28 protein-coding genes and 3 pseudogenes are annotated in these 25,255 nt (G+C 39.9%); 6 read left to right on the top strand and 25 right to left on the bottom strand.

Translation table 11 applies throughout. The features are described 5' to 3' along the window. Nucleotides 1–123 precede the first annotated feature (123 nt). The 7 genes from P3X63_RS10230 to P3X63_RS10200 form a co-directional block, all read right to left on the bottom strand. Nucleotides 124–1,377 (bottom strand): MFS transporter, encoded by a 1,254-nt coding sequence (locus P3X63_RS10230; protein WP_277692811.1) that lies wholly within the window; start codon nucleotides 1,375–1,377, stop codon nucleotides 124–126. Nucleotides 1,378–1,605: 228 nt separating this feature from the next. Beyond that, nucleotides 1,606–1,902, bottom strand: coding sequence for a hypothetical protein (locus tag P3X63_RS10225; RefSeq protein WP_277692810.1), 297 nt, complete (start codon nucleotides 1,900–1,902; stop codon nucleotides 1,606–1,608). A gap of 271 nt (nucleotides 1,903–2,173) precedes the next feature. Beyond that, nucleotides 2,174–3,061 carry a sulfite exporter TauE/SafE family protein gene (locus tag P3X63_RS10220; protein WP_026587197.1) on the bottom strand — a complete coding sequence of 296 codons (888 nt, stop codon included), beginning with the start codon at nucleotides 3,059–3,061 and terminating at the stop codon, nucleotides 2,174–2,176. 414 nt (nucleotides 3,062–3,475) lie between these two features. Next, a complete protein-coding gene (locus P3X63_RS10215) occupies nucleotides 3,476–3,871 on the bottom strand; it encodes a DUF956 family protein (RefSeq protein WP_026587196.1) in 396 nt (131 codons plus the stop codon). A gap of 165 nt (nucleotides 3,872–4,036) precedes the next feature. Continuing rightward, entirely contained in the window at nucleotides 4,037–4,948 is a 912-nt protein-coding gene (locus P3X63_RS10210; protein ID WP_077736735.1) for a PTS system mannose/fructose/sorbose family transporter subunit IID, read from the bottom strand. 22 nt (nucleotides 4,949–4,970) lie between these two features. Then, a complete protein-coding gene (locus P3X63_RS10205) occupies nucleotides 4,971–5,771 on the bottom strand; it encodes a PTS mannose/fructose/sorbose transporter subunit IIC (RefSeq protein WP_026587194.1) in 801 nt (266 codons plus the stop codon). Nucleotides 5,772–5,808: 37 nt separating this feature from the next. Continuing rightward, entirely contained in the window at nucleotides 5,809–6,795 is a 987-nt protein-coding gene (locus tag P3X63_RS10200) for a mannose/fructose/sorbose PTS transporter subunit IIA (protein WP_026587193.1), read from the bottom strand. An 892-nt stretch (nucleotides 6,796–7,687) separates the two neighbouring features. On the opposite strand from P3X63_RS10200, the pseudogene P3X63_RS10195 reads away from it, so the two are divergent. Beyond that, nucleotides 7,688–7,993: pseudogene (locus P3X63_RS10195) on the top strand (alcohol dehydrogenase catalytic domain-containing protein); the annotation flags it as partial. A gap of 243 nt (nucleotides 7,994–8,236) precedes the next feature. Here P3X63_RS10195 and P3X63_RS10190 read toward each other — a convergent pair. The 3 genes from P3X63_RS10190 to P3X63_RS10180 form a co-directional block, all read right to left on the bottom strand. Then, complete coding sequence (locus P3X63_RS10190) at nucleotides 8,237–8,575, bottom strand: hypothetical protein (protein WP_277692809.1); 339 nt, start codon at nucleotides 8,573–8,575, stop codon at nucleotides 8,237–8,239. 155 nt (nucleotides 8,576–8,730) lie between these two features. After that, nucleotides 8,731–9,003 (bottom strand): DUF3986 family protein, encoded by a 273-nt coding sequence (locus P3X63_RS10185; RefSeq protein ID WP_026587190.1) that lies wholly within the window; start codon nucleotides 9,001–9,003, stop codon nucleotides 8,731–8,733. Nucleotides 9,004–9,018: 15 nt separating this feature from the next. Next, nucleotides 9,019–9,636 (bottom strand): hypothetical protein, encoded by a 618-nt coding sequence (locus tag P3X63_RS10180; protein ID WP_256860397.1) that lies wholly within the window; start codon nucleotides 9,634–9,636, stop codon nucleotides 9,019–9,021. A 166-nt stretch (nucleotides 9,637–9,802) separates the two neighbouring features. Here P3X63_RS10180 and P3X63_RS10175 point away from each other — a divergent pair, with 166 nt between their 5' ends. Further along, nucleotides 9,803–10,435 carry an immunity protein gene (locus P3X63_RS10175; RefSeq protein ID WP_077736747.1) on the top strand — a complete coding sequence of 211 codons (633 nt, stop codon included), beginning with the start codon at nucleotides 9,803–9,805 and terminating at the stop codon, nucleotides 10,433–10,435. 9 nt (nucleotides 10,436–10,444) lie between these two features. Here P3X63_RS10175 and P3X63_RS10170 read toward each other — a convergent pair whose 3' ends face one another. After that, the gene (locus P3X63_RS10170; protein WP_077736748.1) at nucleotides 10,445–10,606 is read right to left on the bottom strand and encodes a helix-turn-helix domain-containing protein; all 162 of its coding nucleotides are present in this window, start codon (nucleotides 10,604–10,606) and stop codon (nucleotides 10,445–10,447) included. Nucleotides 10,607–11,067: 461 nt separating this feature from the next. Here P3X63_RS10170 and P3X63_RS10165 point away from each other — a divergent pair, with 461 nt between their 5' ends. Together P3X63_RS10165 and P3X63_RS10160 are read left to right on the top strand one after the other, a co-directional pair. After that, nucleotides 11,068–11,658, top strand: coding sequence for a hypothetical protein (locus tag P3X63_RS10165; RefSeq protein WP_277692808.1), 591 nt, complete (start codon nucleotides 11,068–11,070; stop codon nucleotides 11,656–11,658). A 101-nt stretch (nucleotides 11,659–11,759) separates the two neighbouring features. After that, nucleotides 11,760–12,128 (top strand): YolD-like family protein, encoded by a 369-nt coding sequence (locus P3X63_RS10160; protein WP_277692807.1) that lies wholly within the window; start codon nucleotides 11,760–11,762, stop codon nucleotides 12,126–12,128. A gap of 371 nt (nucleotides 12,129–12,499) precedes the next feature. Here P3X63_RS10160 and P3X63_RS10155 read toward each other — a convergent pair whose 3' ends face one another. After that, the gene (locus P3X63_RS10155; RefSeq protein ID WP_277692806.1) at nucleotides 12,500–13,045 is read right to left on the bottom strand and encodes a hypothetical protein; all 546 of its coding nucleotides are present in this window, start codon (nucleotides 13,043–13,045) and stop codon (nucleotides 12,500–12,502) included. A gap of 391 nt (nucleotides 13,046–13,436) precedes the next feature. On the opposite strand from P3X63_RS10155, the pseudogene P3X63_RS10150 reads away from it, so the two are divergent. Together P3X63_RS10150 and P3X63_RS10145 are read left to right on the top strand one after the other, a co-directional pair. Next, nucleotides 13,437–13,673, top strand: a pseudogene (locus P3X63_RS10150) (T7SS effector LXG polymorphic toxin); the annotation flags it as partial. 51 nt (nucleotides 13,674–13,724) lie between these two features. Next, the gene (locus P3X63_RS10145) at nucleotides 13,725–14,006 is read left to right on the top strand and encodes a hypothetical protein (protein ID WP_277692805.1); all 282 of its coding nucleotides are present in this window, start codon (nucleotides 13,725–13,727) and stop codon (nucleotides 14,004–14,006) included. A gap of 37 nt (nucleotides 14,007–14,043) precedes the next feature. Here P3X63_RS10145 and P3X63_RS22870 read toward each other — a convergent pair. The 13 genes and pseudogenes from P3X63_RS22870 to ureE all read right to left on the bottom strand — a co-directional run. Beyond that, nucleotides 14,044–14,313: pseudogene (locus tag P3X63_RS22870) on the bottom strand (peptidoglycan-binding domain-containing protein); the annotation flags it as partial. Between the two features lie 19 nt (nucleotides 14,314–14,332). Next, nucleotides 14,333–14,485 (bottom strand): peptidoglycan-binding domain-containing protein, encoded by a 153-nt coding sequence (locus P3X63_RS22865; protein ID WP_481748577.1) that lies wholly within the window; start codon nucleotides 14,483–14,485, stop codon nucleotides 14,333–14,335. A gap of 481 nt (nucleotides 14,486–14,966) precedes the next feature. Further along, entirely contained in the window at nucleotides 14,967–16,301 is a 1,335-nt protein-coding gene (gene glnA, locus P3X63_RS10135) for a type I glutamate--ammonia ligase (protein ID WP_026587139.1), read from the bottom strand. 56 nt (nucleotides 16,302–16,357) lie between these two features. After that, nucleotides 16,358–16,765 (bottom strand): MerR family transcriptional regulator, encoded by a 408-nt coding sequence (locus tag P3X63_RS10130; RefSeq protein WP_026587138.1) that lies wholly within the window; start codon nucleotides 16,763–16,765, stop codon nucleotides 16,358–16,360. A 101-nt stretch (nucleotides 16,766–16,866) separates the two neighbouring features. Next, a complete protein-coding gene (locus P3X63_RS10125) occupies nucleotides 16,867–18,132 on the bottom strand; it encodes a methionine gamma-lyase family protein (protein WP_277692804.1) in 1,266 nt (421 codons plus the stop codon). An 18-nt stretch (nucleotides 18,133–18,150) separates the two neighbouring features. Then, nucleotides 18,151–19,413 carry a GTPase HflX gene (gene hflX / locus P3X63_RS10120; RefSeq protein ID WP_026587136.1) on the bottom strand — a complete coding sequence of 421 codons (1,263 nt, stop codon included), beginning with the start codon at nucleotides 19,411–19,413 and terminating at the stop codon, nucleotides 18,151–18,153. 103 nt (nucleotides 19,414–19,516) lie between these two features. Then, nucleotides 19,517–20,482: a stage V sporulation protein K gene (spoVK, locus tag P3X63_RS10115; RefSeq protein ID WP_035428089.1), complete on the bottom strand. Its 966-nt coding sequence runs from the start codon at nucleotides 20,480–20,482 to the stop codon at nucleotides 19,517–19,519. A gap of 800 nt (nucleotides 20,483–21,282) precedes the next feature. Beyond that, entirely contained in the window at nucleotides 21,283–21,888 is a 606-nt protein-coding gene (locus tag P3X63_RS10105) for a PadR family transcriptional regulator (RefSeq protein ID WP_277692803.1), read from the bottom strand. A 35-nt stretch (nucleotides 21,889–21,923) separates the two neighbouring features. Continuing rightward, nucleotides 21,924–22,610, bottom strand: coding sequence for an urease accessory protein UreH domain-containing protein (locus P3X63_RS10100; RefSeq protein WP_277692802.1), 687 nt, complete (start codon nucleotides 22,608–22,610; stop codon nucleotides 21,924–21,926). Between the two features lie 48 nt (nucleotides 22,611–22,658). Then, nucleotides 22,659–23,483, bottom strand: a complete 825-nt coding sequence (locus P3X63_RS10095) for an urease accessory protein UreD (protein ID WP_026587132.1) — start codon at nucleotides 23,481–23,483, stop codon at nucleotides 22,659–22,661. A gap of 1 nt (nucleotide 23,484) precedes the next feature. Beyond that, nucleotides 23,485–24,096: an urease accessory protein UreG gene (gene ureG, locus P3X63_RS10090; protein ID WP_026587131.1), complete on the bottom strand. Its 612-nt coding sequence runs from the start codon at nucleotides 24,094–24,096 to the stop codon at nucleotides 23,485–23,487. A 21-nt stretch (nucleotides 24,097–24,117) separates the two neighbouring features. Beyond that, complete coding sequence (locus P3X63_RS10085) at nucleotides 24,118–24,801, bottom strand: urease accessory protein UreF (protein WP_077736780.1); 684 nt, start codon at nucleotides 24,799–24,801, stop codon at nucleotides 24,118–24,120. After that, nucleotides 24,794–25,249 carry an urease accessory protein UreE gene (ureE, locus tag P3X63_RS10080; RefSeq protein WP_026587129.1) on the bottom strand — a complete coding sequence of 152 codons (456 nt, stop codon included), beginning with the start codon at nucleotides 25,247–25,249 and terminating at the stop codon, nucleotides 24,794–24,796. Before ureE ends, P3X63_RS10085 begins: the two co-directional genes overlap by 8 nt. Nucleotides 25,250–25,255: the final 6 nt, after the last annotated feature.

Genomic DNA, 25,255 nt, shown 5'->3' with positions numbered 1-25,255 from the left:
TTTGACAAGCAAAATTGACATTATCTTCGCTAAACATTGAAAAATTCCCACAAATGACAGAATATAATCTATTATATCAAATAGTCTGAATGTTTAGAATGCAAATGTGACACACTCATATTGTTACAGCTCTAAGCTATCTTCTTTGGCATTTGATAAATCTGATCGTTGAGATTTTCCGAGTTTTGTGAAAGCTAAGATACCGAGTCCTGCAAGTATTTCGACTATCCCTCCAAAAGCGATGACTTTTCCTGCCCCAAAAACAGTCGCAGCATACCCAGCCATTAAAGCACCAATAGGAATCATTACATATGAAATCATACTGATAACAGCATAGACCTGGGGCTGGTCCTCATCATCAACCGATATTTGTATGATCGTATGCTCTGGGACATTTATTGCGCTAATCGTTGCTCCTAAGACAAAGGCTGCAACAAACACCAACAGTAAAAGTGAATTCATACCTGTAATGAAGAAAGCTGTTCCTTCTACAATGCCAGCAGCAACAAACAACAACCCATAACGATTTACTTTCACTCTAGTCAAAATAAAGCCCATCAAAAAAGCCCCGCCTGTGGTTAAAACCCTCACTATAGAATGAATAATTGCCCCCTGGTTTAAATCCTCGGCTATGTAGACTGCTGCAAGCGCCTCCCATGGTGCAGATCCTAAGTTTAAAAACACACAAAAAATGGCTAATGGAAACAATATATGATGACGCCTTACAAGCATGAATCCCCTTCTTAACTTCTTTAAATATGGCTCTCGTGGTTTGGCTGCTTTCGCATTTCTCACCTCACTCACACTATACTTTATGAATAAGACTAAAATAGCTGATATTACATAGAGAGGTAATATCAGCAGCATTGTATGAGCTGCACCAATCAATACAATTAAAACACCACAGAGTGAAACCGCTCCTAATTTGATTGCTTGGCCTACAGATTGTATTGTCGCATTCGCCTTTTGAATCATTTCCTGCTTCACAATTTTCGGAATTAAAGAAACAGAAGCAGGATCATATGAAGCCCCTGTAGCAGAATGCACAAGCATAAGCAAAATAATAAACGGCAAAGGTGAAAAGCCATTGAAGTAGCAAATTGGAATAATTAACATGATTAATGCCCTCGTTAAGTCTGAAAAGAACATCCAAAACTTCAATGTACTTGTTTTCATCAAAGGAGTAATGATTGGCCCCAATATAGCCTGAGGAAGAAAACTTACAGCTATTAAAAAGGCTGTTCCAACAGCCCCTTTTCCATCCAAAATAAGAAACCACAGGATTGTGTTAAATGCCAAAGAATCGGCCGTTATCTTCACCATCTTAGAGCAAAAAAGAAAGGTGAAATTTCTTTGCCACACTGTATCATTATTCATTTAAGTTCCCCCTTACAAAAATTCCTCAATTTTACAGTGTCTATTCATTAAGCATATTCTATTTTTCGTTTATGTCAATGTTGACCTGGAATAATTAAGGTAATTTTTATAAAGTGGAAAGGGCTTTTTTAAACTTTCCAACTTTCTTTTCATATGAAGCTTTAAGGCAGCCGAAAAAGGACCAAGGAAAAAACACATAAGAAACCCCACTTTTTGTGGGGTTTGCTTTTATATTTCATCTAAGAATGCTAAAAGTTCTGGGTCATTGATTTTAAAAACCATAAATTGAATGTAGTCAATTTGGTTTGTGTCAAGAAAAAGGAAGTTTGTTATCGTAAAGGTCGTGGCGGTTTTTCCTAAATGACCAGCAATGCGCAAAGCAATCTCCACATTTTCAGAATCAATATCAAAGGCTACAAACTCTTGATTCACGTAATAATTCTTTATTTTTGTATCCTTTGGATTTGCTGGGTTTGTCGCAGAATCAAGGAGTTTCTTCAATTTTTCAGGATCAAAGTTAACCAATGTTCAAGCCTCCGATATTTTGGTATATAAAGTATAGCATATTGCAGGCTTCAACAACTCCGTCTCCTTTTTGAACCTTCACCTCTGTCCCTTTAAGGTGAAGATGGCATGTGGTTGATCGAAAGATTCTGCTTTGATGGCTGTTTTCTCACATCTTGACTTTGATCCAAACCGTACTAGCTCCAATCCCCATGGCGCTTATCCCTAAACATTTGTTCAAATCTCATGTCTTTTACGAATGTTCCTTCTGTTATCCGGGCCACGCGGAGAGCTATTGATTTAACGCTTGAGCAGCTGGATCACTTGTTCTTATTTTAATGACAATATAAACAATAGCTGATATCCAAACTGCAATGATTCCAACATAAACCATCGGATATAATGCTGTTTGATCGAACCACGAATTGATCAGCGTTCTTGCGTTGACGAGGATGATCAACCCGCCGACCAGAACGCCCATTAATCGGGTGTGAACCTTTTGTACCAGCCAGGCGGCAATCGGAGCCGCAATGATTCCGCCAATCATCAACGCGCCGACCCACAGCCAATTCACTTCTTCCCAGCCGAGGGAAATGAAAAATCCTAACGTTGCCGAAACGGCAATGGCAAACTCGCTTGTATCAACAGTTCCCACCACTTTTCGGGCACTGGCTCCTTTTTTGGATAACAGGACCGGGGTGGCAATCGGTCCCCAGCCTCCCCCTCCGGTCGCATCGGCAAAACCGGCAATTAGCCCTAAAGGAACGGCTTTCCCTCTCGAAAGACTGACACCGCTTTTTTGCTCTCCCATTTTAAACATGAACAGAAAGCGAATGAGCACATACACACCAAGGACGAGCAAAAACATTGAAATATAAGGTTTTGCAAGTTCTCCGGGGATGTTACTTAAAAATGCAGCGCCGAGAAATGCCCCGATTGATCCAGGGATGACAAGGCGTTTGAGCGTTTGTTTATCGACGTTTCCAAACTTAATATGCGACACACCTGACGCAGCGGTTGTGACGACTTCCGCCAGGTGGACGGATGCTGAGGCAACCGCCGGTGCGATTCCAAAAGCAAGCAGCAGCGAGGATGAAGTCACCCCGTACGCCATTCCTAAGGCACCGTCTATCAGCTGTGCAAATAATCCAATAAAGACAAACACAATTAACTTTTTCATTTTTCCCCCTCAGTTCGTTGGCTTATTTTATTGTTAAATATCATAATTCATATTATTCCCACCTGTAAAGTGTGAATTTAAAAAATAAAAAATCTTCACTCATTTTAAATGGAAAATCCTCAGATCATCTGTTGGTAAAATGTGATCATCCCGTTGAGAGAAAGTGAGCAAATGGAGATGTTAAGGACGGACGCCGCTTTGAATTACTACAGGAAAAGTGTCAAGGGGAAGCGAAAGAACGGGCAAGGGCAAAACTACACGAAATGTAAAGCTTGTTCAAGAAGAAGCAACGGTGCGTGTTCTAGGGTCGATATGTACCATGATCTCCACATACTCCTTAGTATTTGTTTTCATGTTTAATTCCTCTAATTAAATCTAAAACATGAATAACCTTAGTATACTTAAAATGAAAAATCACCTTCTTCTTTTCATTCCATTATTCTTCTTACCTATCGACTTAAAAGCTCGTTTAATAACATCAAAGAAACTTAAGGACCGTACCATGTGATCCGGATTTACATATTCTCGTATGACCCGAAGAACTTTCTTAGGTTCCTTAGAAGAAAAAATGAAGGTCCCATTTTTCTTCGTTTCAATCGCATAACGCGGAATCCATTTCCCCTTAAACATCACAGAGGCTATCACATAGTCTACTTCCTCCCATGGAATTTGAATAAATTTACGAGGATCACGGGAGTTATAAAATTCAAACCCTTGATCACCAATCATAATTTTCCCATAGTCCGTCAATCCCGTAAAAGCGGTGGCATCCATTACTAAATCGACCTTTGTATTAATTGATTGAACCATGATATCCACTCCATTTCATTTATCTGATTTATTCATTTCAACCCAATACAAAAAATGGCTCAGACAATCATTTTCCAGCCACTTTTTGTATGCGAACTATTATCGATTCACAGACGACAGAAGTGTGCTACTACACTATACTTCAATCAATAATCCTCACTTTAATTATAAAAGCCCAATAACGTGACCAACTACCCCAAATACGAATAAGCCAAGAATAATGACAATTGGGCTGACTTTTTTCTTAAGCAACCACATACATAAGAATGTCAGAAGCAATGCAGCCAAACCAGGAATTAATTGATCCAAGTTATCTTGTAAGGTTGTTACTTTCGTAGATGAAAGTGCCAGTCCCGAGTTTACTTGTTCAAAAGCTTGACGAATCCCTTCTCCGCCTCCAGGAAGTTTGTCCCATTCAATATACGCGCCTTTATCTAACTTAACTTCAGAAACGACTGGCAAGAATTTAATCGATACCCACCGTTGCACTAAGGCAGCAAGAACAAACATACCAAGGATTGATGCACCTTTTGTAACATCTTGCAATAATCCGCCTGAAAGATTATCGGTGATTTTAGAACCGGCTTTATATCCAAATTCTTGTGTATACCACATAAATCCCCAACGAATCAGGTTCCAAGCCAAGAAGAAAAGGATTGGCCCAAGGATGCTTCCACCCATTGCTAATGATGCCCCTAAAGCACCTAACATCGGACGTAATGTAAACCAAAATACTGGATCACCAACACCGGCTAAAGGACCCATCATCCCAACTTTAACTCCTTGAATGGCCACATCATCAACTTTTGAACCATTAGCACGTTCTTCTTCAAGTGCTAGTGTAACTCCCAGAATCGGTGAAGCTATATAAGGATGCGTATTAAAAAATTCCAAGTGACGTTTTAACGCTGCTACACGATCTTCTTTTGATTGATATAATTTTTTGATTGCCGGAATCATTGAGAAGGCCCAGCCGCCATTCTGCATGCGTTCATAGTTCCAAGAACCTTGAATAAATGTAGAACGCCATGCAACGGTTAAGCGATCCCTTTTTGTTAGTTGTATTTTTTCTGCCATTTCTCTTCTCCTCCTTTTAGAATTAATAATCGTTTAAGATATCACCAAGCGGGTCGCCGGAATTGCCTCCGCCGCCATTTGAAGAACCGCCCATTTTAGAAAGATTCAAGTAAATAAGAGCTAACGCTACACCCAATGCACCAAGTGCAATAAGTGTTAATTCAGAAATTGCAGCTATTACGAAACCAATAATGAAGAACGGCCATACTTCTTTTGTTGCCATCATATTAATAACTAGTGCATACCCAACAGCGACCACCATTCCACCACCAATAGCCATTCCGTCTGTTAGCCATGCAGGCATTGACTCCAAGAATGATTGAACGCTTTCTGCCGGGATGAATAAAAGTGCTCCTGCAGGAATCGCAATTCTGATACCTTGTAAACACACCGCAACGATATGCAAAATTTCGATCCTTCTGAAATTTCCTTCTTCAGCTGCGGCATCCATCATATGTACGATAGGAACAGCAATTGTACGAACGATCATTGTTAAGAAAAGACCCGCTACTGCAAGTGGAACCGCTACTGCGATTGCCGATGCGACACCGTCAACACCTTGTCCGCCCAATACTAAAATAATTGCTGATGCAACTGACGCAAATGCAGCATCCGGCGCTACGGCTGCTCCGATATTCGCCCATCCAAGTGCAATCATCTGAAGTGTACCGCCAAGAACAATACCGGCCTCCAAGTTACCTGTTACTAAACCGATTAATGTACATGCCACTAGTGGTTGATGGAATTGAAATTCATCTAATATCCCTTCCATACCAGCTAGAAAAGCAATTAAAATGATGAAAACAATTGCTATAATAGACATCATATGCCCTCCTTTTTATATAAATTTTGTTATATCGCTATGCTAATTCATCCTTCGCTTTGTTTAGAATGTCATCCATGTCTACACGAGAATCACTGGGTACTTTCCGTACATCAAACTGGATGCCTTTTTCTTTCATTTTCTCGAAAGCCTCAACATCTTCTCGTCCCATAGAAAGTACATTGCTAACGGCCACTTTACCGGTTGAATGAGCCATAGATCCAACGTTCACTTCTTTAATATCCACGCCCTCCTCAATAACTCTTAGGACATCTAATGGGTTTTCAAATAATAACAGTGCTTTTGTGTCACCAAAACGGGGATCTTTTGCAACTTCCAGTATTTTGCTGATTGGAACAACATTTGCCTTAACCCCTGGCGGTGCGGCCTGCTCGATCAATTTCTTTCGAAGGTCATCTCTAGACACTGCATCTGAAACTACGATAATACGATTTGGTTTTGTAGCCTTTGTCCATGCAGTCGCCACCTGACCATGCAATAAACGAGAATCCACGCGGACTAAAACGAACTGAATCTTCCCGTCACCAACTACTTTACCAGGAGGAAGCACACCTTTTGCTTGTCCACCTTCAGCAACTTGAGCCACAGTATTGTCTTTAGGTTCTAGCTCTACAGGCTTCATTCTAACCCCTTCTTTTGCTGTTTTGATGATGTGTGCTGCGATTTCTTGAGCAGACGTCATTGAAAAACGGGATGCATAAGCTTCAATCAACATTGGCAAACTCATACCAGCAACGATTGCCCATTTGTCTTTGTGTTCTTCATACAAGCGGTTAGCTTGATTGAATGGTGTACCTCCCCATAGATCGACTAGGAATAATACTTCATCTTGATTATCAAAAGATGCAATTGCTGCTTCCATTTTTGCTCTCAAATCGTCTGGACCTTCGCTTGGCATTAAGGTGACAGCCTTAACGTTTTCTTGTTCTCCCAAAATCATTGTGCCAGATTGTAAGATGCCTTCAGCAAATCCTCCATGGCTTGCCAGGATAATCCCTACCATCTCTCTGCCTCCTAATATTCCATCCTTCTTTTTTTGAATAGACACAACCAACACAACTATTTATACTTCAGTTTCGTCAGTCTTTGTCATTTAAAAGGATTTTTCTCCTCTTAAGACCCCCTCATTCTGTATCACCATTTCTATAAACCGCTTTCATTTTACTGTTTTTAAGCCTCGTTGATTCTTAATCGTCACTTATAAATACATTAAAAAACTACCAGTTTATTTATTTATACTATACTGATCGCTTCATCTCCCTATCGGATTATTTGTTCAATTATTACAATAACATAGGAAAAAGGTTGAAGATCGACTCCTCTATGACATTTTTATGAAAAATCAAGACGATAAAATAAGTCGTTTAATTGTAAATATTGTGATAGATCACAATATTTTTATCATTCTCATCGAATAGCTTGCGAACTCTGCAAGTACAAGTCGCAAAACGAAAAGAGTCTGCACAACTCAGTCATTTTATCGTCAGGATCAAAGTTGACTATGTATACTTATACTTCCCAATCATCCCTAATTGCAAAGAAAAAATAGGGCCGAAATATAAATGTCAATGCCGATTTGAAGCATACAGAGATAGAGTCAGATATGACCTGTGGTTGATGGTCACCTGTCACCAGACTAAGATGCTAAATGGAACTGACAACGTTTAACAGCTTCCAATTTTACGGATACAACTTGGAAAGTTTCACTCTATACTCTGTTGCTTTGAGCAAGACGCTGGTAAAGCTGTCGAGAGAATTCGACTGCTCTGCGTTCATAGTCTGCCATTTATCTAAAAAAAAATTCATATTTATGTTGATTTTCCAAGAAGAATATTGTGCTAAATTACCAGTGTAGGTTTTATACCCTAACATAAATTGGAAATGGTGTTATTTAGATGAAAGCAGTAGTAGCAACGAAAGACAAAAATGTAGAAATAGTAAAAAAAGAATTGCGTCCTATAAAACATGGTGAAGCTAAAGTGAAGATGGAATACTGTGATATATGTCATACTGACTTACATGTGAAGAATGCTGATTTTGGTGATGTTGCAGGTGTCACTTTAGGTCATGAAGGAATAGGCATTGTAACCGAGATTGGTGAAGGCGTAACCAGCTTAAAAGAGGGAGACCGCGTCTCTATTGCATGGATGTTTGAAAGTTGTGGCCGCTGCGAGTACTGCTTAACAGGTCGAGAAACACTTCGTTAGTATGCGATTCATCCATTTTGAAAATCAGGATTCTCTTCTTGCAGATTGGTATACAATTATAAAGGGTTTGATTATTTAACCTTGAATTAAACATATTTCCGCAAAGGCTAAATCCAGACATCATTTTCGGCAAAAGGCATCCCAATGAATGTCTCTTTTATTTTGAAACTGAAGGAGAAAATTGACACCGGAAAAAATCAGCCGAGATGGAACGAAAAGAGCAGGTCGACCACCTGCTTAATCTGTCTTAGCTTTCTTCCATCTACTCTTAATAATCACCATGAACAAAATGTGAATCAATACAACGATGATATTATACTTAGGATCAATTTTTAAAAAGACAGTATTAAAAGTCATCACTAGAACCATGAGAATTGTTGCAATCCACCATATAAACTCATATTTTTTATCACCCTGCTCTTGGCTCCTCTTACCTTTAACTAGGTCAAAAACAAAACAAGCAGCCACAAGAACCACTAAAACAGTTGTTGTGACAGCAGACGAAAAAATTTCTTGAATAGTATTCATTATTATTCCAATCAGAGCGCCAGCCAAAAAAAACCAAAAAATTCTCATGAAATATCATACCCTTCTAAAAACATATCCGGAGCTTTACAAAAAAAGCCTTGATTAGTCTCTTTCCTTCTCTTCTACTCAAGATACATATTGCTATGCTGTGTTTATTCTTTCTCAGCTTACTATAAAGCTCCCTCATAACGAGGGAGCTTAAATTAGAGAGCTTTATTTAACTCATGTTTAATCCAAAGTTCGAAGTATTGAGTCGCCTCATCTTCACTTAAATCTTTACTTGTTATTGAAAATATCTTACAACCGAATGGATCGATTTTTGAAAACCTCATAGTTGGTTCATTTATGTTATGATCCTGAAAGTTAAAATAAACGTCCCAAACATCAACATCTAGTCGCTTTAATCCTACTGCTTCAAGATCTAATCCCTTTTTATTGTAACTAAAATGTAGATGTTGTGTTTCATCATAATTCATTTGGAAACCCTCCCTTTAGAAAATGATATGATGTTTTTTCATGTTAGGCGGCACATGGTAATGAAGTTTATAGGGGCCTCCTGTTTTAACTGGATAGTAATCTAATCTGAAAATTGGTTTTCCGGTAGATTTTAAACGAACCTGAATAATTCTGCCACCACCACCGGGGCCATCGATCTTGTATTTGCTCGGCGCTTTTAAAGCTTTTTGGACATGCGGCCTCGCAATCGCCCAACCTTTTTTCATTCCAGATCTGCCAACTTTGCTCATTAAGACCCTTAAAGCAGCAGCAACTACTGGTATCCACATCTGCTTTATTTCAGCGTCCTTAACTTCTTGTTTGGCTAGCACCTGTTCTAACAGCTGAAATATTGGGTCTTCTATTAAAAAATCAAATTCTTTTTCAAACTCTTCATTATTAAAACTTTGAATATCTTTTTTATTGAGGGATGAAATTGAAGATGTTCCATCAATGTTTTTTGGAAAAATATCATATGTATTGAGAGTTGAGTTGAAATCAATGCTTTCATCCTCTTTTCCCTCTTCAATTGCTTGAGATAATGGACTCAGAACATTCATAACCAACACAAAGACCAAAAGTGAGACAATAGTTTTAATAAACTTTTTCGCCACATTTGACCTCCTAGTTAATTATTTACATTCCAAATATATCAATATAAGGTATGGGAATCAACAGTTAATTCAGTCAATTTCACTTTAATCAGTCAAATATTGCGTTGATGGTGTTTCCCTTCTGCTCAAGATAAACATTCCTGAGAAAGAAAATTGTGGCATACTGGTGAATAATAAGGTTTTATTTTATATTTTATATGGAGTATTGACAGTCTTCTTCTATTTTATGGACGGGTGGAAAGTTTTTGCTGTGATACTCTCCGTATTAGGAATATTACTTTTGGTAACCGAGCCGTATAGAATACGAAATAAACAATTAGCCAAAAAGATTAGAAATAATGTTGAAATGCTTAAAGAATTCGATTCAGACTTTAAAACTGATGGTTCTTTTACTAATTACAATAAAAAAATTTCTTTCAACGAGTCCAAGAAGATTTTTAAAATTTACAAACGAAATGAACACAATGAAATAGTGTCCACAGCTTCTAGAGGTAAGCAGACTTCTGGTGCAGCAATCGGTGGGGTTTTTGCAGGAGGTGTAGGAGCAATAATTGGCGGACTTTCTTCTGGCTCAAAGCAGGTTACGATAATTAAGTTAATTACCATGAAAATAACGGTGGATGATTTTAAAAACCCTGTTCACTATATTGATTTCCTACCTATCCATGATTCTCCTGGTTATAATCCTGTTGGCTATAAGAAAGACAGTGACATAATTAAAACTGCTCTTAAGAAAGCTGATTATTGGCAAGGAGTTATGGACTTAGCCATAAGAAAAGCAAATCAAGTCGCTCATTAATTGGACTACTTATTTATTTGCATCTGCAGTTTCATCTTCAACAAACTCTACTACTTCTTCAATATTGCACTCTAAGTATTCGCAGATTTTCAGAATGACTGCCAATGACCTTTTAGACATTTTAACTAAGGTTGATGATGATATCCCTAAGCCCTTTTTTAAATCAAACATTTCTATGTATCGGAGAATCTGAAAACAAATCAGTGGACAGTTATGAAAGTTATTTCAACTCAATCATGAGGTAATTTTTTTATAAAATTTGGTGGTCAAAAAGTGGTCAAACCTATCAATTAAGGTCTTACCATTCATTTTGACCACCATCTTATTTTACTAATACTCTTTTAAATCAATGATTTACCCATTAATACTGAGACATATACTGCTCGCGCTCCCAAGGGTGGACTTGTGTGCGGATTATAACCTATATTACCTTTATATATCATATTGGGTCATGAACGTTGATATATAAGGGTTTCATTTTTTTATGTAGGATAAAATATCAAGAAATATTTTTTGATTGTGGGTGTTTTGTGGGTGCATTTGTGGGTGTTCACTTAACTGTTAACACATTGGATAATCCCCTCTTTTGTTTTAAAATGAAAATGTTCGTTTTACACAAGAGGGGGATCATTATGAAAAAGATATTACTGGTTTTATTTTTGGTGTTGGCAGGATGCAGCAGTGCACCAGAAAATAAAGCGGACAACCAGACAGCTACAGCTGAAGAAAAGACAGAAGTTGCTGAAACAAAGAGCACATTCAATTTTACCCTAGATGAATTTATTGATGAATATAATAAATACATTGATAATGGTATCTATGACGGTAAGGAAAAAATCCCTTCCCACCTTCAAAAAGATGAGGACTTTTTCAAGATTGATGGTGGGAGCTATGTTCACATTTTAGCCAAAGAAGCTGATAATGATGAAAAGCATAAAGGTTATATCTTATCAAGCATACATAATAAAGATAAAGAGCTTGCAGGTATTGACCTTCGCGTATACACCACTGTTGATAAAGACAAAGTTATGAATTGGTCAAGTACGGGAACTCTCGCAGTGTATAGATTACTGGATACTTTAAATTTTGAAGAAGAGACTTTAGAGGCTGCTCTCAAGGAGGCTAATCCAAATTACACAACCTCCAATAAAATTTGTAAACTTACACTTAAAATCCAGCTTAATAAAAATTCTATTTTGATTGAAATTCGCCCACCAAAATAAAAAGCCTTCTTTTTAAAGAGGGCTTTACTTTGGATGGGTTATTTTTCTTGTTGAGAACAGAACAAACGTTCCCTTATAATCATCTCAAGGAGATGAACACCATGAAAGATGACAACTTGAAAGATCGGGGATCAATCAAATGGACGGCCATGATGCTGCCCGAGCATGTCAGCCTGCTTCGCGAGTTAGAAAGCAACCAGGACAAAGTAAAAAGGCCGGTTCTTGACATGTCTCAGATCGAGGATATGGAAATGGCCATAAGTGAAGCAATGGAGTTTAATCATCCAGTTCAGTTTTCTGTATTTAAGCCGCTGCCAATGCTTAACGGACCCGAAACCGGGGAGATCGTTCAAATAGAGGGCCATATCCATTACATAAATCAACTTCGCAAGCTGTTCCATGTTGTGGATTCAAAAGGAGACACCAATCTCATTAAATTTGAGGATGTCGTCGGTGTAGAAATTAAATAGTCTTTTAAAAAGGAAGGTTAGACTGCCAGATTTTCCTTGGCAGCCTTTTGGGTTGTTTCAATCTCTTTTAATCACTCTCTTTTACTTCTTTTTTCAAAAGAAAAACAAAAATTATACTGGTAAATATATAGTACAATCCAATAATAGATGTACAGTTTGAAAGAACATCCCATAAATATTTAGTTTTAATCAGATACATCCAGATAAAATAAATTAACATAAAAGTTAACGGAAAAAAAATAAAATATCCAAGGAAGTACAACTTTAATTTGTTGGTCATACAAAATACTCCTTAATTCAGACGTTTATTCACAGATGCAGTAATTGATAATCAGTTTTTTAATTAACAATTAGGAATTACTTTTTTATTATTATTTGGCCCAAGGCCCCCGTCCTTCTAAACATTTAGCAGAATACCAAGTAAGAAACGCTACCAGACCAATAACATTCCCTCCTATTCCGATTTTTAACAAAAGTTTAGCGGCCTCTTTATAAGCTTTTTGTTCTAAATAAGTCCATAAACCTCCAGTTAAAGCAACTTCTATTAACGCAACACCAAAGTGATCCTTTAATGCATCTATCATACAGTCTCCCCAAGTACCCTTGGCAGCTAGTACTTGAAATTCACTAGTTTCCTTAGGTTCACAAGTGCCTTCTTTTATTTCTTTTTCAAGTATCTGTAATTCTTCAATTTCACCAAACCTTTCTGTCAATTTATCGAAATTAAATCCCACTAATTTGTTGTTTGAATCATAGATACTAGCTTCTTCCATTAGAAATTCTAAATCTTCAGCCAACGATTCTATCTCTTGGTCATTTGAATTTGATTTTGCGCTCGAAACCGGTGATCCAACTACTGAAAAAATTAAAAGAAAAGCTAAGAAAGAAATCAATATCTTTTTGTACACATTTTTCATTTTGCAATCTCCTTTAAAGTGAATTTTTTGCTAAGACAAGATTTTTTAATCAATTTCCAGCATTTGATTTTGGAGTTAATGTTACAATACCAGATCCCCTCCTGACTGCTAGCTAAAGAATGCGGGAAAAGGAAAGCTCCCCCCAATACCCGCTTAACTTTTACATAAATTAGCATATATTATATTTATTGTAAGTTCAATGATAACTATGAAATTTAAGCTTTTTTTTACTAACTTGTATATTATATGAATACCTTCACACTATAACATTATTTAAAAATTCAGTGAATGAGATAAAAGGAGTATTCCTGTATTTTTTCCTTAAGACTCATTCAAAGGAAAGTGGTAAACTCTATACTGATTGTAACCATTAGTATTAGAGGAGAATGCCATGAAGACCTTAGATGTTCAGGCGTTGCACAATGCAATTGACCAAACGCTCGAACAATTAAAAAGGCAATCAGAAGAAATCGCCAACGTCAAAAAAAGCATGGATGGAATCACGTCTCTTGACGATGCTTTAAAAGGAAAAGGCGGTGACGCGATTCGTTCTTTTTATGAGGAAAGTCATACCCCATTCTTGAAGTTCTATGAATCCTTTATTCTTAAAAAAGATAGTTCAATGGAGAATGGATATAATTGTGACAGGTTTTCCTGTTGTAAAGTCAGGTGAGAAGGTTTGAGCAAAGAATTCACATTAGAAAAATTCAAATATTTTTTGGAATGTTATTTTAATCCTAGTATGGATTTCTCTGATATTAGAGATTTAGCAGAGGATTACAGAAAGGATGAAAGTGATAATAATATAAAGATGTTCCTTTATGAACTTCATGAGATAAAAAATAATGAGCAATGGAATGCAGCCAATAATTTTATAAGAGAACATGGAATGAGAAATCTAAATCAAAAGCAAATAAAGCAAATGGTTGATACGCTAATTAAAGTTCTAAACAGAGATTAATAAGGATCTATCCCCCCTTTTAGGGGGGATTTTTTACTTACTTCAATAGTGCTTCAAGTTTTGCCTTTGTCTTCGGCCCGTAAATGCCATCAGCAGACAGCCCGTGCATCAGCTGGAACCGTTTGACCGCGTTTGCCGTTTTCGGGCCGTAATAGCCGTCAATGCCGTTATTCTTGGCACCCTTGTCAGGGTAATAATAAAGAGCAGACAGCGCCTCCTGAATCTGCCGGACAGCTGTTCCTTTCATCATCGGGCTTTTCACTTTATAGATGCCGGACGGCAGCTTGTAAGATGATTTTTTTCCGCTTGAAGATGACTTTTTCTTTTCAATGGCAGACAGTGCTTTTTCTGTTGCTGGTCCGTAAATGCAATCTACTGATTCCCGCCTTCTTTTGAAGGGATTTTACAGCTTGCACAGTTTCATTACCGTAAGAACCATCAGCCCCATACTTCGGCAGCGAAAAACCTGCAGCAATCAAACGCTTTTGTAAGGCCTTGACTTTGGAGCCTGATGATCCTTTTTTCAAGATCGTTCCAGTGGATTTGCTCGGCTTGCTTGTGGGTGCAGTCGTTTTAGATACAGTTTTATTTCCGAGCAGGCTGTCGACTATTTTGCGAAATGCCGCCAGCTGACTTGCATCACTGCCCTAAGGTGCTGGGCAATTTTTGTTTGATGCATCGTAATGGCGAACGATTTTGTCAATTGAAAGACCATATCGTTTGCACAGATCGGTTAATGATCTGCATGAGGGAAAGAACACGTCAAAATGACGATAAGCTCGTTCTTCAAAACAGAATCAAAGATTACGAGGATTATGTCTCAGCGATTATGGAGTTAGATTAATAACTTCATATTTTTTTGGTCATATTTTGGCCAAAGACCAAAAAGAAGACCCCTTACATTCTTTTGACCAAAATTCAAAAACCCCCTGACACCAACGGTGCCAAGGGGTTTCAAAATTAATACTGAGACATATACTGCTCGCGCTCCCAAGGATGAACTTGTGTGCGGAACATATCCCATTCGATTTCTTTTGCTTCGACGAAGTGTTCGAAAAGGTGGTCGCCGAGGGCTTTGACCATGACTTCGTTTGATTTGAATTCTTCCAAGGCGTCTGAAAGAGTTGCCGGAAGGTCGACGATTCCGTTTTCGAGGCGCTCTTCTTTCGTCATCACATAGATGTTGCGGTCGATCGGAGCCGGCGCGTCCAGTTTGTTTTTGATGCCGTCAAGGCCTGCTGCTAGCAGTACGCTGAGTGCAAGGTACGGGTTTGCAGAAGGATCAACGCTTCTTACTTCTACACGCGTGCTGATGCCGCGGGAAGCCGGGATGCGGATAAGCGGGCTTCTGTTTTGCGCGCTCCATGCGACATAGCAAGGTGCTTCATAGCCTGGAACAAGACGTTTGTAAGAGTTGACCGTCGGGTTCGTCACGGCAGTAAAGCTTGTAGCGTGTTTCACGATGCCTGCGATAAATTGTTTCGCTGTTTCACTCAATTGAAGATCGGCGTCTTGGTCAAAGAACGCGTTGGCGCCGTTTTTGAAGAGTGATAGATTGCAGTGCATCCCTGATCCGTTCACACCGAATAATGGTTTTGGCATAAATGTTGCGTGCAGGCCGTGTTTACGCGCGATTGTTTTGACAACGAGTTTAAACGTTTGAATGTCGTCACAAGCGCGGATCGCTCCGGCGTATTTAAAATCGATTTCGTGCTGTCCAGGTGCAACTTCGTGGTGAGACGCTTCGATTTCAAAGCCCATTTCTTCAAGTTCAAGAACGATGTCGCGGCGGCAGTTTTCGCCAAGATCGGTCGGCGCAAGGTCAAAGTATCCGCCTTTGTCGTTCAGCTCAAGCGTCGGCTCGCCTTTTTCGTCAAGCTTGAACAGGAAGAATTCCGGTTCAGGTCCAAGATTGAAATCAGAGAAGCCCATGTCTTCCATTTCTTTCAAGATGCGTTTCAAGTTGTTGCGCGGGTCACCTTCGAACGGTGTGCCGTCCGGATTGTAGATGTCGCAGATGAAACGGGCTACTTTACCTTTTTCGGCTGTCCATGGGAAAATGACAAATGTATCTAAGTCAGGGTATAGGTACATATCTGATTCTTCAATGCGGACGAAGCCTTCGATTGAAGAGCCGTCAAACATGACTTTATTATCAAGTGCTTTTTCCAGCTGGCTCACAGGAATTTCAACGTTTTTAATCGTTCCAAGAATGTCTGTAAACTGAAGGCGGATGTATTTGACATTCTCCTCGTTTACTAGTTTAACAATGTCGTCTCTTGTATACTTTGCCATTCGTAAAACTCCTCCTCTAAAAGGTAAATGTATATAGCAATGCAGTTGCTAACCAATTAATGAAAAAACCTGGACATGTCTCCCTGGCGGAATGTTGTCCCTCTTTGGAAACGGCCTGCTTGAATGAGCTCGTTTTTCAGCAGCTTTCTCAGCTCTTCATCTGACAGGTTGTGTTTCTCGGCCTTTTTCGGTTTGTCTTGTTTCTCTTCTTTTTGTTCTTGTTCTGACTTCGCGAAAATTTGTTTAATTCCCGCCATGTTTACACCTTGTTCAATCAAGTCTTTAATCTCAAGCAGCTTATCGACATCATGGAACGAAAACAGCCGTCTGTTCCCCTCGCTTCTCGCAGGAAATACCAGTCCATTTTCCTCATAATAGCGAATTTGCCTTGCTGACAATTCGGTCAGCTGCATGACGATTCCTATTGGAAATAAGGGCATTGAGCGGCGAATTTTATCACTCATCTCAATTTCCTCCTTTTCTTATATAAATTTATTATATGTGATGTTATAAAATGTGTCAACATGATGTTAGGATTCTTTACATCATTTTTTAATTTCTTTTTCTAAATTAATTGCCGTTCCATCAATGCATCGGCCGCGCTGATGATCGCATTTTTCACATGGGCATAGGTTAATCCGCCTTGTACATAAGCTACATAAGGCGGTCTTATAGGGCCATCAGCTGATAATTCAATGCTCGCCCCTTGGACGAATGTACCGGCAGCCATAATGACGTCGTCTTCATAGCCCGGCATATAGCTTGGGTAAGGCGTCACATGGGAATTGACCGGAGAAGCGTACTGGATCGCCTGGCAAAAAGCGATCATCTGCTCGGAGCCGGAGAACTCGACAGACTGAATCAAATCGGTGCGTCTGCTGTCCCATGAAGGGTTCGGACGAAAGCCCAGCTTCTCTAGAAACCGCGCCGTGAAAACAGCCCCTTTTAATGCCTGTGCTACGACATGCGGCGCCAGGAAGAAACCTTGATACATCTCCTGAAGGGAATAAAGGGATGCGCCTGCTTCCCTGCCGATGCCCGGTGATGTCATCCGGTAGGAGCAAGCTTTCACCCATTCTTCTTTTCCGACGATATAGCCTCCAGTTTTCGCCAGTCCGCCGCCGGGATTTTTAATGAGTGATCCAGCCATCAGGTCGGCGCCGACATGGCAGGGCTCGCGTTCTTCAACAAACTCTCCGTAGCAGTTGTCTACGAAAACGATGATGTTTTCATTGATTTCCTTAACAAACCGAATCATGTTTTCAATCTCATCTATTGTAAAAGAAGGACGGTTGGCATACCCTTTGGAACGCTGGATGCCGACCACCTTTGTCCGCGGAGTGATGGAAGACGCAACCCGTTCGAAATCAACTGTTCCTTCTTCAGTCAAGGCGACATCGCTGTAGTGAATGTTAAAATCCTTTAAAGAACCAGCGTTTTCTTCACCTCTGACACCGATGATTTCTTCAAGTGTATCGTACGGTTTCCCTGTGATATAAAGAAGTTCGTCACCCGGCCGGAGAACGCCGAATAATGCGATTGAAATCGCGTGTGTTCCCGAGATGATCTGCGGCCTGACTAGACCGGCTTCACCGCCGAAGACATCTGCGTAAATCGTCTCAAGCGTCTCCCGGCCGATATCATCATAGCCATACCCTGTCGAAGGTGTGAAATGAGTGTCTGAAACTTTATGCTTGCGGTAGCTTTCAAGCACCCTCCATTCATTTCGTTCACTGACTTCATCAATTTTTCTATGGATGTCTCGGATGTCGTGTTCTGTTTCAAATGCCGTTTTTTTTAATAAATCTCCATGCTTTAATGTCTCAAACATTCTTACAAGTATCCTTTCCTACATAAACTTCTTCAGTTCTCCCAATATGTTCTGCTCGGGCATGATGTACCCTTTCACCTCATATGCTTCCCGATCTTCATTAAACACACTGCTTTTCGTCATGGTTTCGGATTTGACTCTTGATAAAAGCCTTCCATCTGAAGCGGGAATTTCCACCTCGAATGGTACAAGCAGCTCGTGTTTGATATATTCTTCGACTGCCTGCTTAAATAAAAGCAGGTCTCCGTCTATTTTGGCGCTTGTCATGATATGCTCCCTTCCTGCTGATGGGATGAAATCGGCCCTCTTTTGATCCCGTTTGTTGTAGACTGTCAACACGGGAATATCATCGGCCTCCAGCTCTTCGAGAAGGCGCTTGACAGTGGCTTCGTGCCCCGCATAATCTTCATGTGAGGAATCGATCATGTGCAGGATCAAATCAGCCTCCTTCACTTCCTCCAAAGTCGATCTGAATGCCGCAATTAAAGTCGTCGGCAGATCCTGGATAAATCCGACCGTATCGGATAACAGCACACTGTAGCCGCTCGGCAGCGTCATTTTGCGGGTCATCGGATCAAGCGTGGCAAACAGAAGATTTTCTTCATAGCTGTCCGCGTCTGTCAAGCGGTTGAACCATGTGGATTTTCCCGCATTCGTATAGCCGACAAGGGCAATTTGCAAGACGCCGTTTTTCTTTCTTCTTTCTCTGTATCTGTTTCGATGGCGAATAACGGCCGAAAGCTGTACATTGATTTCATGTATCCGGTTTCTAATGTGGCGCCGGTCGCTTTCAAGCTTTGTTTCCCCGGGGCCTCTCGTTCCGATTCCGCCTCCTTGTCTCGACAGGTTAATCCCTTGTCCGCTTAAGCGCGGGAGTGCATATTGCAGCTGGGCCAGCTCGACTTGCAGCTTCCCTTCCCGCGTCCGCGCCCGTTTCGCGAAAATGTCGAGGATCAATTGCGTCCGGTCAATGATTTTCACGTCAAGATAAGTAACAAGCGCTTTCAGCTGACTCGGCGATAGCTCGTCGTTGAAAATCAGCACATCAGGCGTTAACTCTTCGCAAAGCACCGCCAGTTCATCTACTTTTCCTTTTCCGATATATGTAGCGCTGTCCGCACGGTTCCGCTTCTGTGTCACAGTGGAAACAACCGTTCCGTCAGCGGTTTTCGTCAAAGCGGCGAGCTCTTCCATCGAATATGAAAAACGCTCGTCGGTTACATGCGGCAGCTGGCATCCAACCAATATCACTTTTTCTTTTATGACTTCCTGTTTATTCAAATGATCATGTTCCTTTCTAAACAATAGTCAGGCAAGCAGTACTATCATAACAAACGGAGGGAGCACTTGCCAGAAATCCTTGAAAATAAAAAAAGACGCCCCATCATACGTGTGGCGCGTCTTCTTTCACATCAAGATCCTGGCTTTTGATGGTCATCAAATCATTCTTCAAGTAGCAGTCTCCCATCAAGAGTCTCATCGCCTGCGAACGAATCGATTTTTCGATTAAGTTGCGGACGTAGCGGCCGTTGCTGAACTTGGCCGGGCTGACCGTGCTTTTGACGGCCATCAAATGGTCTTTCAGCTTCCATTCGGCTTCAGGGCTGAACTGGTATTCCCTTTCCGCCATCATCCGTTTCGCAATATCCATCAGCTGGCTAACGGAGTAGTCGGGAAAATCGATGCTGATCGGAAATCTGGACTGCAGGCCGGGATTTAACGAAAGAAAATGATCCATTTCCCGTGAATAGCCGGCGAGGATTAAAATAAATTCATTGCGCTTATCCTCCATATGTTTGACTAATGTATCGATTGCCTCCTTGCCGAAGTCTTTTTCTCCGCCTCTGGCAAGGGAATAGGCTTCATCGATGAACAGGATTCCGCCCATCGCTTTTTTGATTAAATCCCTCGTTTTTTGCGCCGTATGGCCGATGTACTCACCGACGAGATCGGCGCGCTCCGCCTCGATCAGATGGCCTTTTGAGAGAACATTCATTTCGTAAAAAAGCCTGCCGATCAGCCTGGCGACGGTCGTTTTTCCGGTTCCCGGATTTCCTTTGAACATCATGTGAAGCGCCTGTTTTCCGGCCTTAAGGCCTTGTTCTTCGCGCTTTTTATTGACGAAAATCCAGGCGTAGATTTCTTTGATATTGCGCTTCATTTCCTCCATTCCGACCAGCGTGTTCATTTCCCTTTCAATTTCCTTCAGAATGCTGTGCTTGGCTTCATTTTTTTGCAGTGCCGCCTGATATTCGGCTTCAGCCTCTGAATTGGCCAAAACCTGCTTTTGACCGTTCAGTATGATATTGATTTGTCCGTTGTTTTTATAAGTAACAGCCCTTTCCAACACACTCACCTCACCATTCTCTCTTTATATCCTATTCATGGCGCGCTTAAGCCGTGACAGACGCCCACATGACTGCACAATCCGATGCTTTTTGACAAGAACGGGTCAGGTCTTGTTGAAACCTGCGCTTTCCCGAGAAATACTTTATTTCTTATTGTATTCAGGTAAGCTGTGCGGACAAACCAATTTTTTATTTCTGTTTGCCTTTTCGGTAATTGCTTAACGGGGGTGACATGGTAAATCAGAAGAAAATGATGATTGATGAGGTCCTTAGGGGAATGGAACAGTCAGTCTGAAGATGTGCTGCGGCCGCTGCTCAGCTCTCCCCTGTTTCACAGCGGGATCTTCACAAAATCTGTGCTATTTGATTTGAATAAAAAGAAATTCACTTTTGTTTTCTCAAATAATCATTGGTTTGTTTCATTAGCACGAACAGCTTTTTAAATTTGCTTTCATCGTGTATTGTTTTCCAACAGGCTGACCTTTGTCTGAATCTGCGTCTTATTCTTGATTTTCAATTCGTGCACGATCTCTTTCATAGGCATGCTTGCTAATCTCATTTTTACAGCCTTCTGTTTTCTACGGATAACCCACTCTTGATCCCATAGAAAAAACACCCCCAAGCCTATCCGATTTCAAACTTGAAGGTGTTTTTTATTTGTCTTATCTTATGGGGCAGTTCCCTCGTTTGTTTAACAATAGTGGCATGTTTCGTTTTTGAACGCATAGTGCTAATATGCGGTTTTCTCCCTGTGTTATATTTGTGGCTCCTTATCTTATGTACGTGACATTCGTTTTTCTGTCTAGATAAGCATAGACGCTCCCTTTATTCCTTCTACACTGACATAACACAGAAAGGGAAAATTGAATTTCTTATCTTTTATTAGATTTAAAACCTTTTGACACCATGTTTTTTCCTCTTTGGCCAGTCTGAATTTGCGGTCAATCAAGATGTAACGGCCAAAGTTTTTTGACATGCTATCTGCTTCCTTGCTTTTTTCCAGCTCCGCCATTTTTTTTAATTGGGTATCCATTGTTTTTTCTAAATTTCCGATTCGATCCTGAATCAATTTTAGAGAATCTTCCTCTTCCAACAACCAAATCGAATATACTTTAATCAGAAATTCGTCCCGATTTATGGGATCTGAAGGAGATACGGCGATCCAACCTTCCAATGCTTCTTTCCCTTTTTCTGTAATTGAATATATTTTTTTATCAGGTTTCCCTATTTGTTCTACATGCTCATATTCAAGAAGTTCCTCTTGCTCCATTTTATTTAGCATAGGATATATTTGACTATGTTTTGCTGGCCACACTGCCTCCAGGTACTGAACTAACTCATATCCGGAACAAGGTTTTCTGCCGAGAACACTCAGAATGGCATATCCTAAAGTAGTTATATCATTCACCTCAATCTTTAAATGGCGGTTACTTTATACTATTTTTAAATCCAAAGGTTAAATAAACCCTCATTAATACCCAAGTTATACATGTAGTATACACCAAAAACAGAACTTATTACACCTGTCGTCATCCCTAGTGTTCCACTGATTGCTCCCCGCTTCTTACTCAGCACAAAAGGAATTCCAATGATTGTTGTAAAAAAAAGCATACCAATAACTGTTCCTGCACCGAATATAAGAATATATAGGGCTGCTTCCTCCACATTCTTTACAGTACTCATCGTTAATAAGACCATAGCTCCACTTCCTGCAAGACCATGAACTAAACCGATGAATGTCGATCTTAAGTATGTGACCTTTTTATGGCGGTGCTTATGGTCACCGCCGCTTTGATGGGAGTGGAGATGTTGATGCGTATGTACATGGTTATTCTTGAAAGAAAGAATCGTTTTAACCCCTAAATAAACAAGCATAATTCCTACTAAAAATTCTAAGGACATCGACCACTCTTCTGATATTTGACCCTTCATTACAATAACAATGATTCCAACTATAAATAATGTTGCCGTATGACCTATCCCCCAAAATATGCCTGCTAAAGAAGCTTGCCATAACTTTTTACTTTGACTTGCAATTGTCGATACCGCAATAACATGGTCAGGTTCAATTGCATGCTTGATTCCAAAAATTAAAGCCAACATTAAAACTGAAAATAATGTACCTTCCATAAAAATGCAGCTCCTTTTTATCTTGAATGTGTTGCTGTTTTTTAACCGTTAATATTTTCTTAAAAAACTCGGGGTTTTGTTAAACCATTCTTGGTTGAGGATATAATGAATTTCGGAAAATAGACTTTCGATGACCTGTGTTTGATTTGCTAATACCCGTACGGAAAACCCGGGGATAGGCAATAAAGATAAGCCTATTTTGTATGCTTTTGTCTGAGTATCAACGGCCTGATATAACCGATCAAGAAGGTCGTGATCTACCTTTTCGTTGATCACAATCATGGAACCTAAATGAGAATAGCCTTCCATTAAACCGAGACGATCGATATTTTGTTTAGCCGGGCATAGTTTGATATGGTCATAGACTGCCAGCTCATTTTCCAAATAGATTTCATTAATGAATTGAAGCATATCATAGGTGAATTTTTCTCCGCTGGGAGACCATCCAGGAGTCACAATATCTGAATAAAGGAGTGTACATCCTTTTTCAATATACACCACATTTTTTTGTTTATACCGTGCATCTTGATAGCCGATAAGCGGATCGGGAATGTACTCAAGATAACTGCCTTCCCTCAGGTTAAATTCGGTTTCCTGATATGCATGTGTATGAGGTGTCTTATATATTTTAGTTGCCGATTGGGTTGTTAATGTTAATCTTGCTTGTTTCTCCAGTGAAATCTTCATTTGATAGCGATCACCGTCTAGATAACCGCCGCCAGGATTTAAAATGTAATAACAGGCTTGTCCTGATTCATCATGATAAATAGGACGCATGACTTTATACGCCCCCTGAAAATACACATTTTTCGCAATGGTCTTTCCGTTTTTTTCTTCAGCGCCCAAACGCAAAACGCCTGTCCAGTCCCCCATCTTACTCCAGTCCTTTTAACAGTGCATTTTTCTTAATCCAGTCAATGACTTGATCAAGACCTTCATTCGTTTTTAAATTTGTAAAAGCGAATGGCTTGTCTCCGCGGAAAACCTTCGTATCAGATGCCATAACATCCAGGTTTGCACCAACGAAAGGCGCCAAATCTGTTTTATTGATGATAAATAAATCGGATTTAATCATTCCTTGCCCGCCTTTACGCGGTATTTTCTCCCCTTGGGCAACATCAATAATATAGATTGAAAAGTCAACAAGTTCAGGGCTGAAGGTAGCTGCCAGATTATCCCCGCCGCTTTCAACGAAAATGAGTTCAACGTCTGGATTCTTCTTGACCAGCTCATCAATGGCTGCAAAGTTCATTGAAGCGTCTTCGCGAATTGCCGTATGAGGGCAGCCGCCTGTTTCTACGCCTATAATGCGATCTGCGGGAAGTACTCCGTTGTTCATTAAAAACTTGGCATCTTCTTTTGTATAAATGTCGTTTGTCACAACTGCCATACTCATTTCAGCTTGTAAATGTCTGGTTAATTTTTCAACTAACATTGTTTTCCCTGCTCCTACAGGTCCTCCTACACCGATCTTAACTGGATTCATAACGAACACTTCCTTTTTTTATTAAGACATGAAAATACGAATATTTACACGTTCGTGCATCATCTGAGATAATTCTAAACCGGGGGAAACAATCCCAAATTCCTCTTCATTTAAATTTTCAATTTTTTCTGTTGCTTCGATTAAGACAGTCTGAAATTCTTGAATTGTCTTTTGACCTGCCACTTGCCCCAGAGGGACAGCCCGTACCGCATTTTGCACAAGATTTGAAACTGCAGAATACAAATAGTACAAAGTAGTCGTTGATGAAGGGACACCAAGATGATGACCTACAATCGTAAATACAATGGAAGGATGTCCAAACGATTGCTTTTGATCTATACGCTCCCGATATGTTAAAAGAATTGGTATATCATATAGGGATTCAATAAGATTTAACATCCGTTCACCCATCCTTTGGGTTCCTTCTCTTGTTTCACGCGGCAAATTTTGAACAGTCAACATACGATCTAATTTCCATACTGTTTGTAAATCTTCCTTCTCTAACGCTTCATATACAAGGCGAGAAGCAATCCCATCTGAATAGATGAGCTGCTCGTTTACATACGTATGAAGCCATTGTACGAACGTTGCCTGATCATGGACTTTATCTTCTTGGATATAGGTCTCAAGACCATACGAATGACTGAAAGCCCCTATAGGAAAATTTGAATCGCATAGTTGGAGTAAAGATAGAATATTATTCATGGCTATGGCCGATATGGCGAAAGGCCTGTTTTACTTTTCGGTCTTCACGTTTATAAGGAATCTGCAGGTCTTGAAGTAATTCTTCTACAAGATAATCATATTGAACAAGCATTTCGTCCTCTTCAAACTGCGCCGGCAGGTGGCGGTTTCCTAATTGATGAGCGATTGTTCCCATTTCATTCAAGGTGCGCGGTTTGATGACTAATAAATCATCGGATAGTACATCGATAACGATCATATTTTTATCATTCATATACAAAACATCACCAGCGACAAGGTCACGCGGTTCTTTTAAACGTATTCCAATTTCATTGCCATGATCTGTTTTCACCCGTTGGATTCGTTTTACTAAATTAGCACTTTCGAGGTACACTTTTTCAATATGGCGTTTTTCAATTTCCTCTTTTTCCATGTTTTCAATATTTGTTACGATTTGTTCAATTATCATGACTCT

Origin of the sequence: Bacillus sp. HSf4, assembly GCF_029537375.1 — a bacterium.
GTDB lineage: Bacteria > Bacillota > Bacilli > Bacillales > Bacillaceae > Bacillus > Bacillus sonorensis_A.
This window is presented reverse-complemented; position numbering and strand designations above follow the sequence as displayed.

What these genes read in the sequence shown, in the direction of transcription:
- P3X63_RS10205 (WP_026587194.1), bottom strand. Translation starts at nt 5,771, where the DNA reads ATGTCTATTATAGCAATTGTTTTCATCATTTTAATTGCTTTTCTAGCT.
- P3X63_RS10165 (WP_277692808.1), top strand. Translation starts at nt 11,068, where the DNA reads ATGAAAAAGATATTACTGGTTTTATTTTTGGTGTTGGCAGGATGCAGC.
- P3X63_RS10210 (WP_077736735.1), bottom strand. Translation starts at nt 4,948, where the DNA reads ATGGCAGAAAAAATACAACTAACAAAAAGGGATCGCTTAACCGTTGCA.
- P3X63_RS10215 (WP_026587196.1), bottom strand. Translation starts at nt 3,871, where the DNA reads ATGGTTCAATCAATTAATACAAAGGTCGATTTAGTAATGGATGCCACC.
- P3X63_RS10220 (WP_026587197.1), bottom strand. Translation starts at nt 3,061, where the DNA reads ATGAAAAAGTTAATTGTGTTTGTCTTTATTGGATTATTTGCACAGCTG.
- P3X63_RS10190 (WP_277692809.1), bottom strand. Translation starts at nt 8,575, where the DNA reads ATGAGAATTTTTTGGTTTTTTTTGGCTGGCGCTCTGATTGGAATAATA.
- P3X63_RS10170 (WP_077736748.1), bottom strand. Translation starts at nt 10,606, where the DNA reads ATGTTTGATTTAAAAAAGGGCTTAGGGATATCATCATCAACCTTAGTT.
- P3X63_RS10185 (WP_026587190.1), bottom strand. Translation starts at nt 9,003, where the DNA reads ATGAATTATGATGAAACACAACATCTACATTTTAGTTACAATAAAAAG.
- ureG (WP_026587131.1), bottom strand. Translation starts at nt 24,096, where the DNA reads ATGAATCCAGTTAAGATCGGTGTAGGAGGACCTGTAGGAGCAGGGAAA.
- glnA (WP_026587139.1), bottom strand. Translation starts at nt 16,301, where the DNA reads ATGGCAAAGTATACAAGAGACGACATTGTTAAACTAGTAAACGAGGAG.
- P3X63_RS10230 (WP_277692811.1), bottom strand. Translation starts at nt 1,377, where the DNA reads ATGAATAATGATACAGTGTGGCAAAGAAATTTCACCTTTCTTTTTTGC.
- P3X63_RS10160 (WP_277692807.1), top strand. Translation starts at nt 11,760, where the DNA reads ATGAAAGATGACAACTTGAAAGATCGGGGATCAATCAAATGGACGGCC.
- P3X63_RS10095 (WP_026587132.1), bottom strand. Translation starts at nt 23,483, where the DNA reads ATGGGGGACTGGACAGGCGTTTTGCGTTTGGGCGCTGAAGAAAAAAAC.
- ureE (WP_026587129.1), bottom strand. Translation starts at nt 25,249, where the DNA reads ATGATAATTGAACAAATCGTAACAAATATTGAAAACATGGAAAAAGAG.
- P3X63_RS10085 (WP_077736780.1), bottom strand. Translation starts at nt 24,801, where the DNA reads ATGAATAATATTCTATCTTTACTCCAACTATGCGATTCAAATTTTCCT.
- P3X63_RS10100 (WP_277692802.1), bottom strand. Translation starts at nt 22,610, where the DNA reads ATGGAAGGTACATTATTTTCAGTTTTAATGTTGGCTTTAATTTTTGGA.
- P3X63_RS10200 (WP_026587193.1), bottom strand. Translation starts at nt 6,795, where the DNA reads ATGGTAGGGATTATCCTGGCAAGCCATGGAGGATTTGCTGAAGGCATC.
- P3X63_RS10125 (WP_277692804.1), bottom strand. Translation starts at nt 18,132, where the DNA reads ATGTTTGAGACATTAAAGCATGGAGATTTATTAAAAAAAACGGCATTT.
- P3X63_RS10155 (WP_277692806.1), bottom strand. Translation starts at nt 13,045, where the DNA reads ATGAAAAATGTGTACAAAAAGATATTGATTTCTTTCTTAGCTTTTCTT.
- P3X63_RS10130 (WP_026587138.1), bottom strand. Translation starts at nt 16,765, where the DNA reads ATGAGTGATAAAATTCGCCGCTCAATGCCCTTATTTCCAATAGGAATC.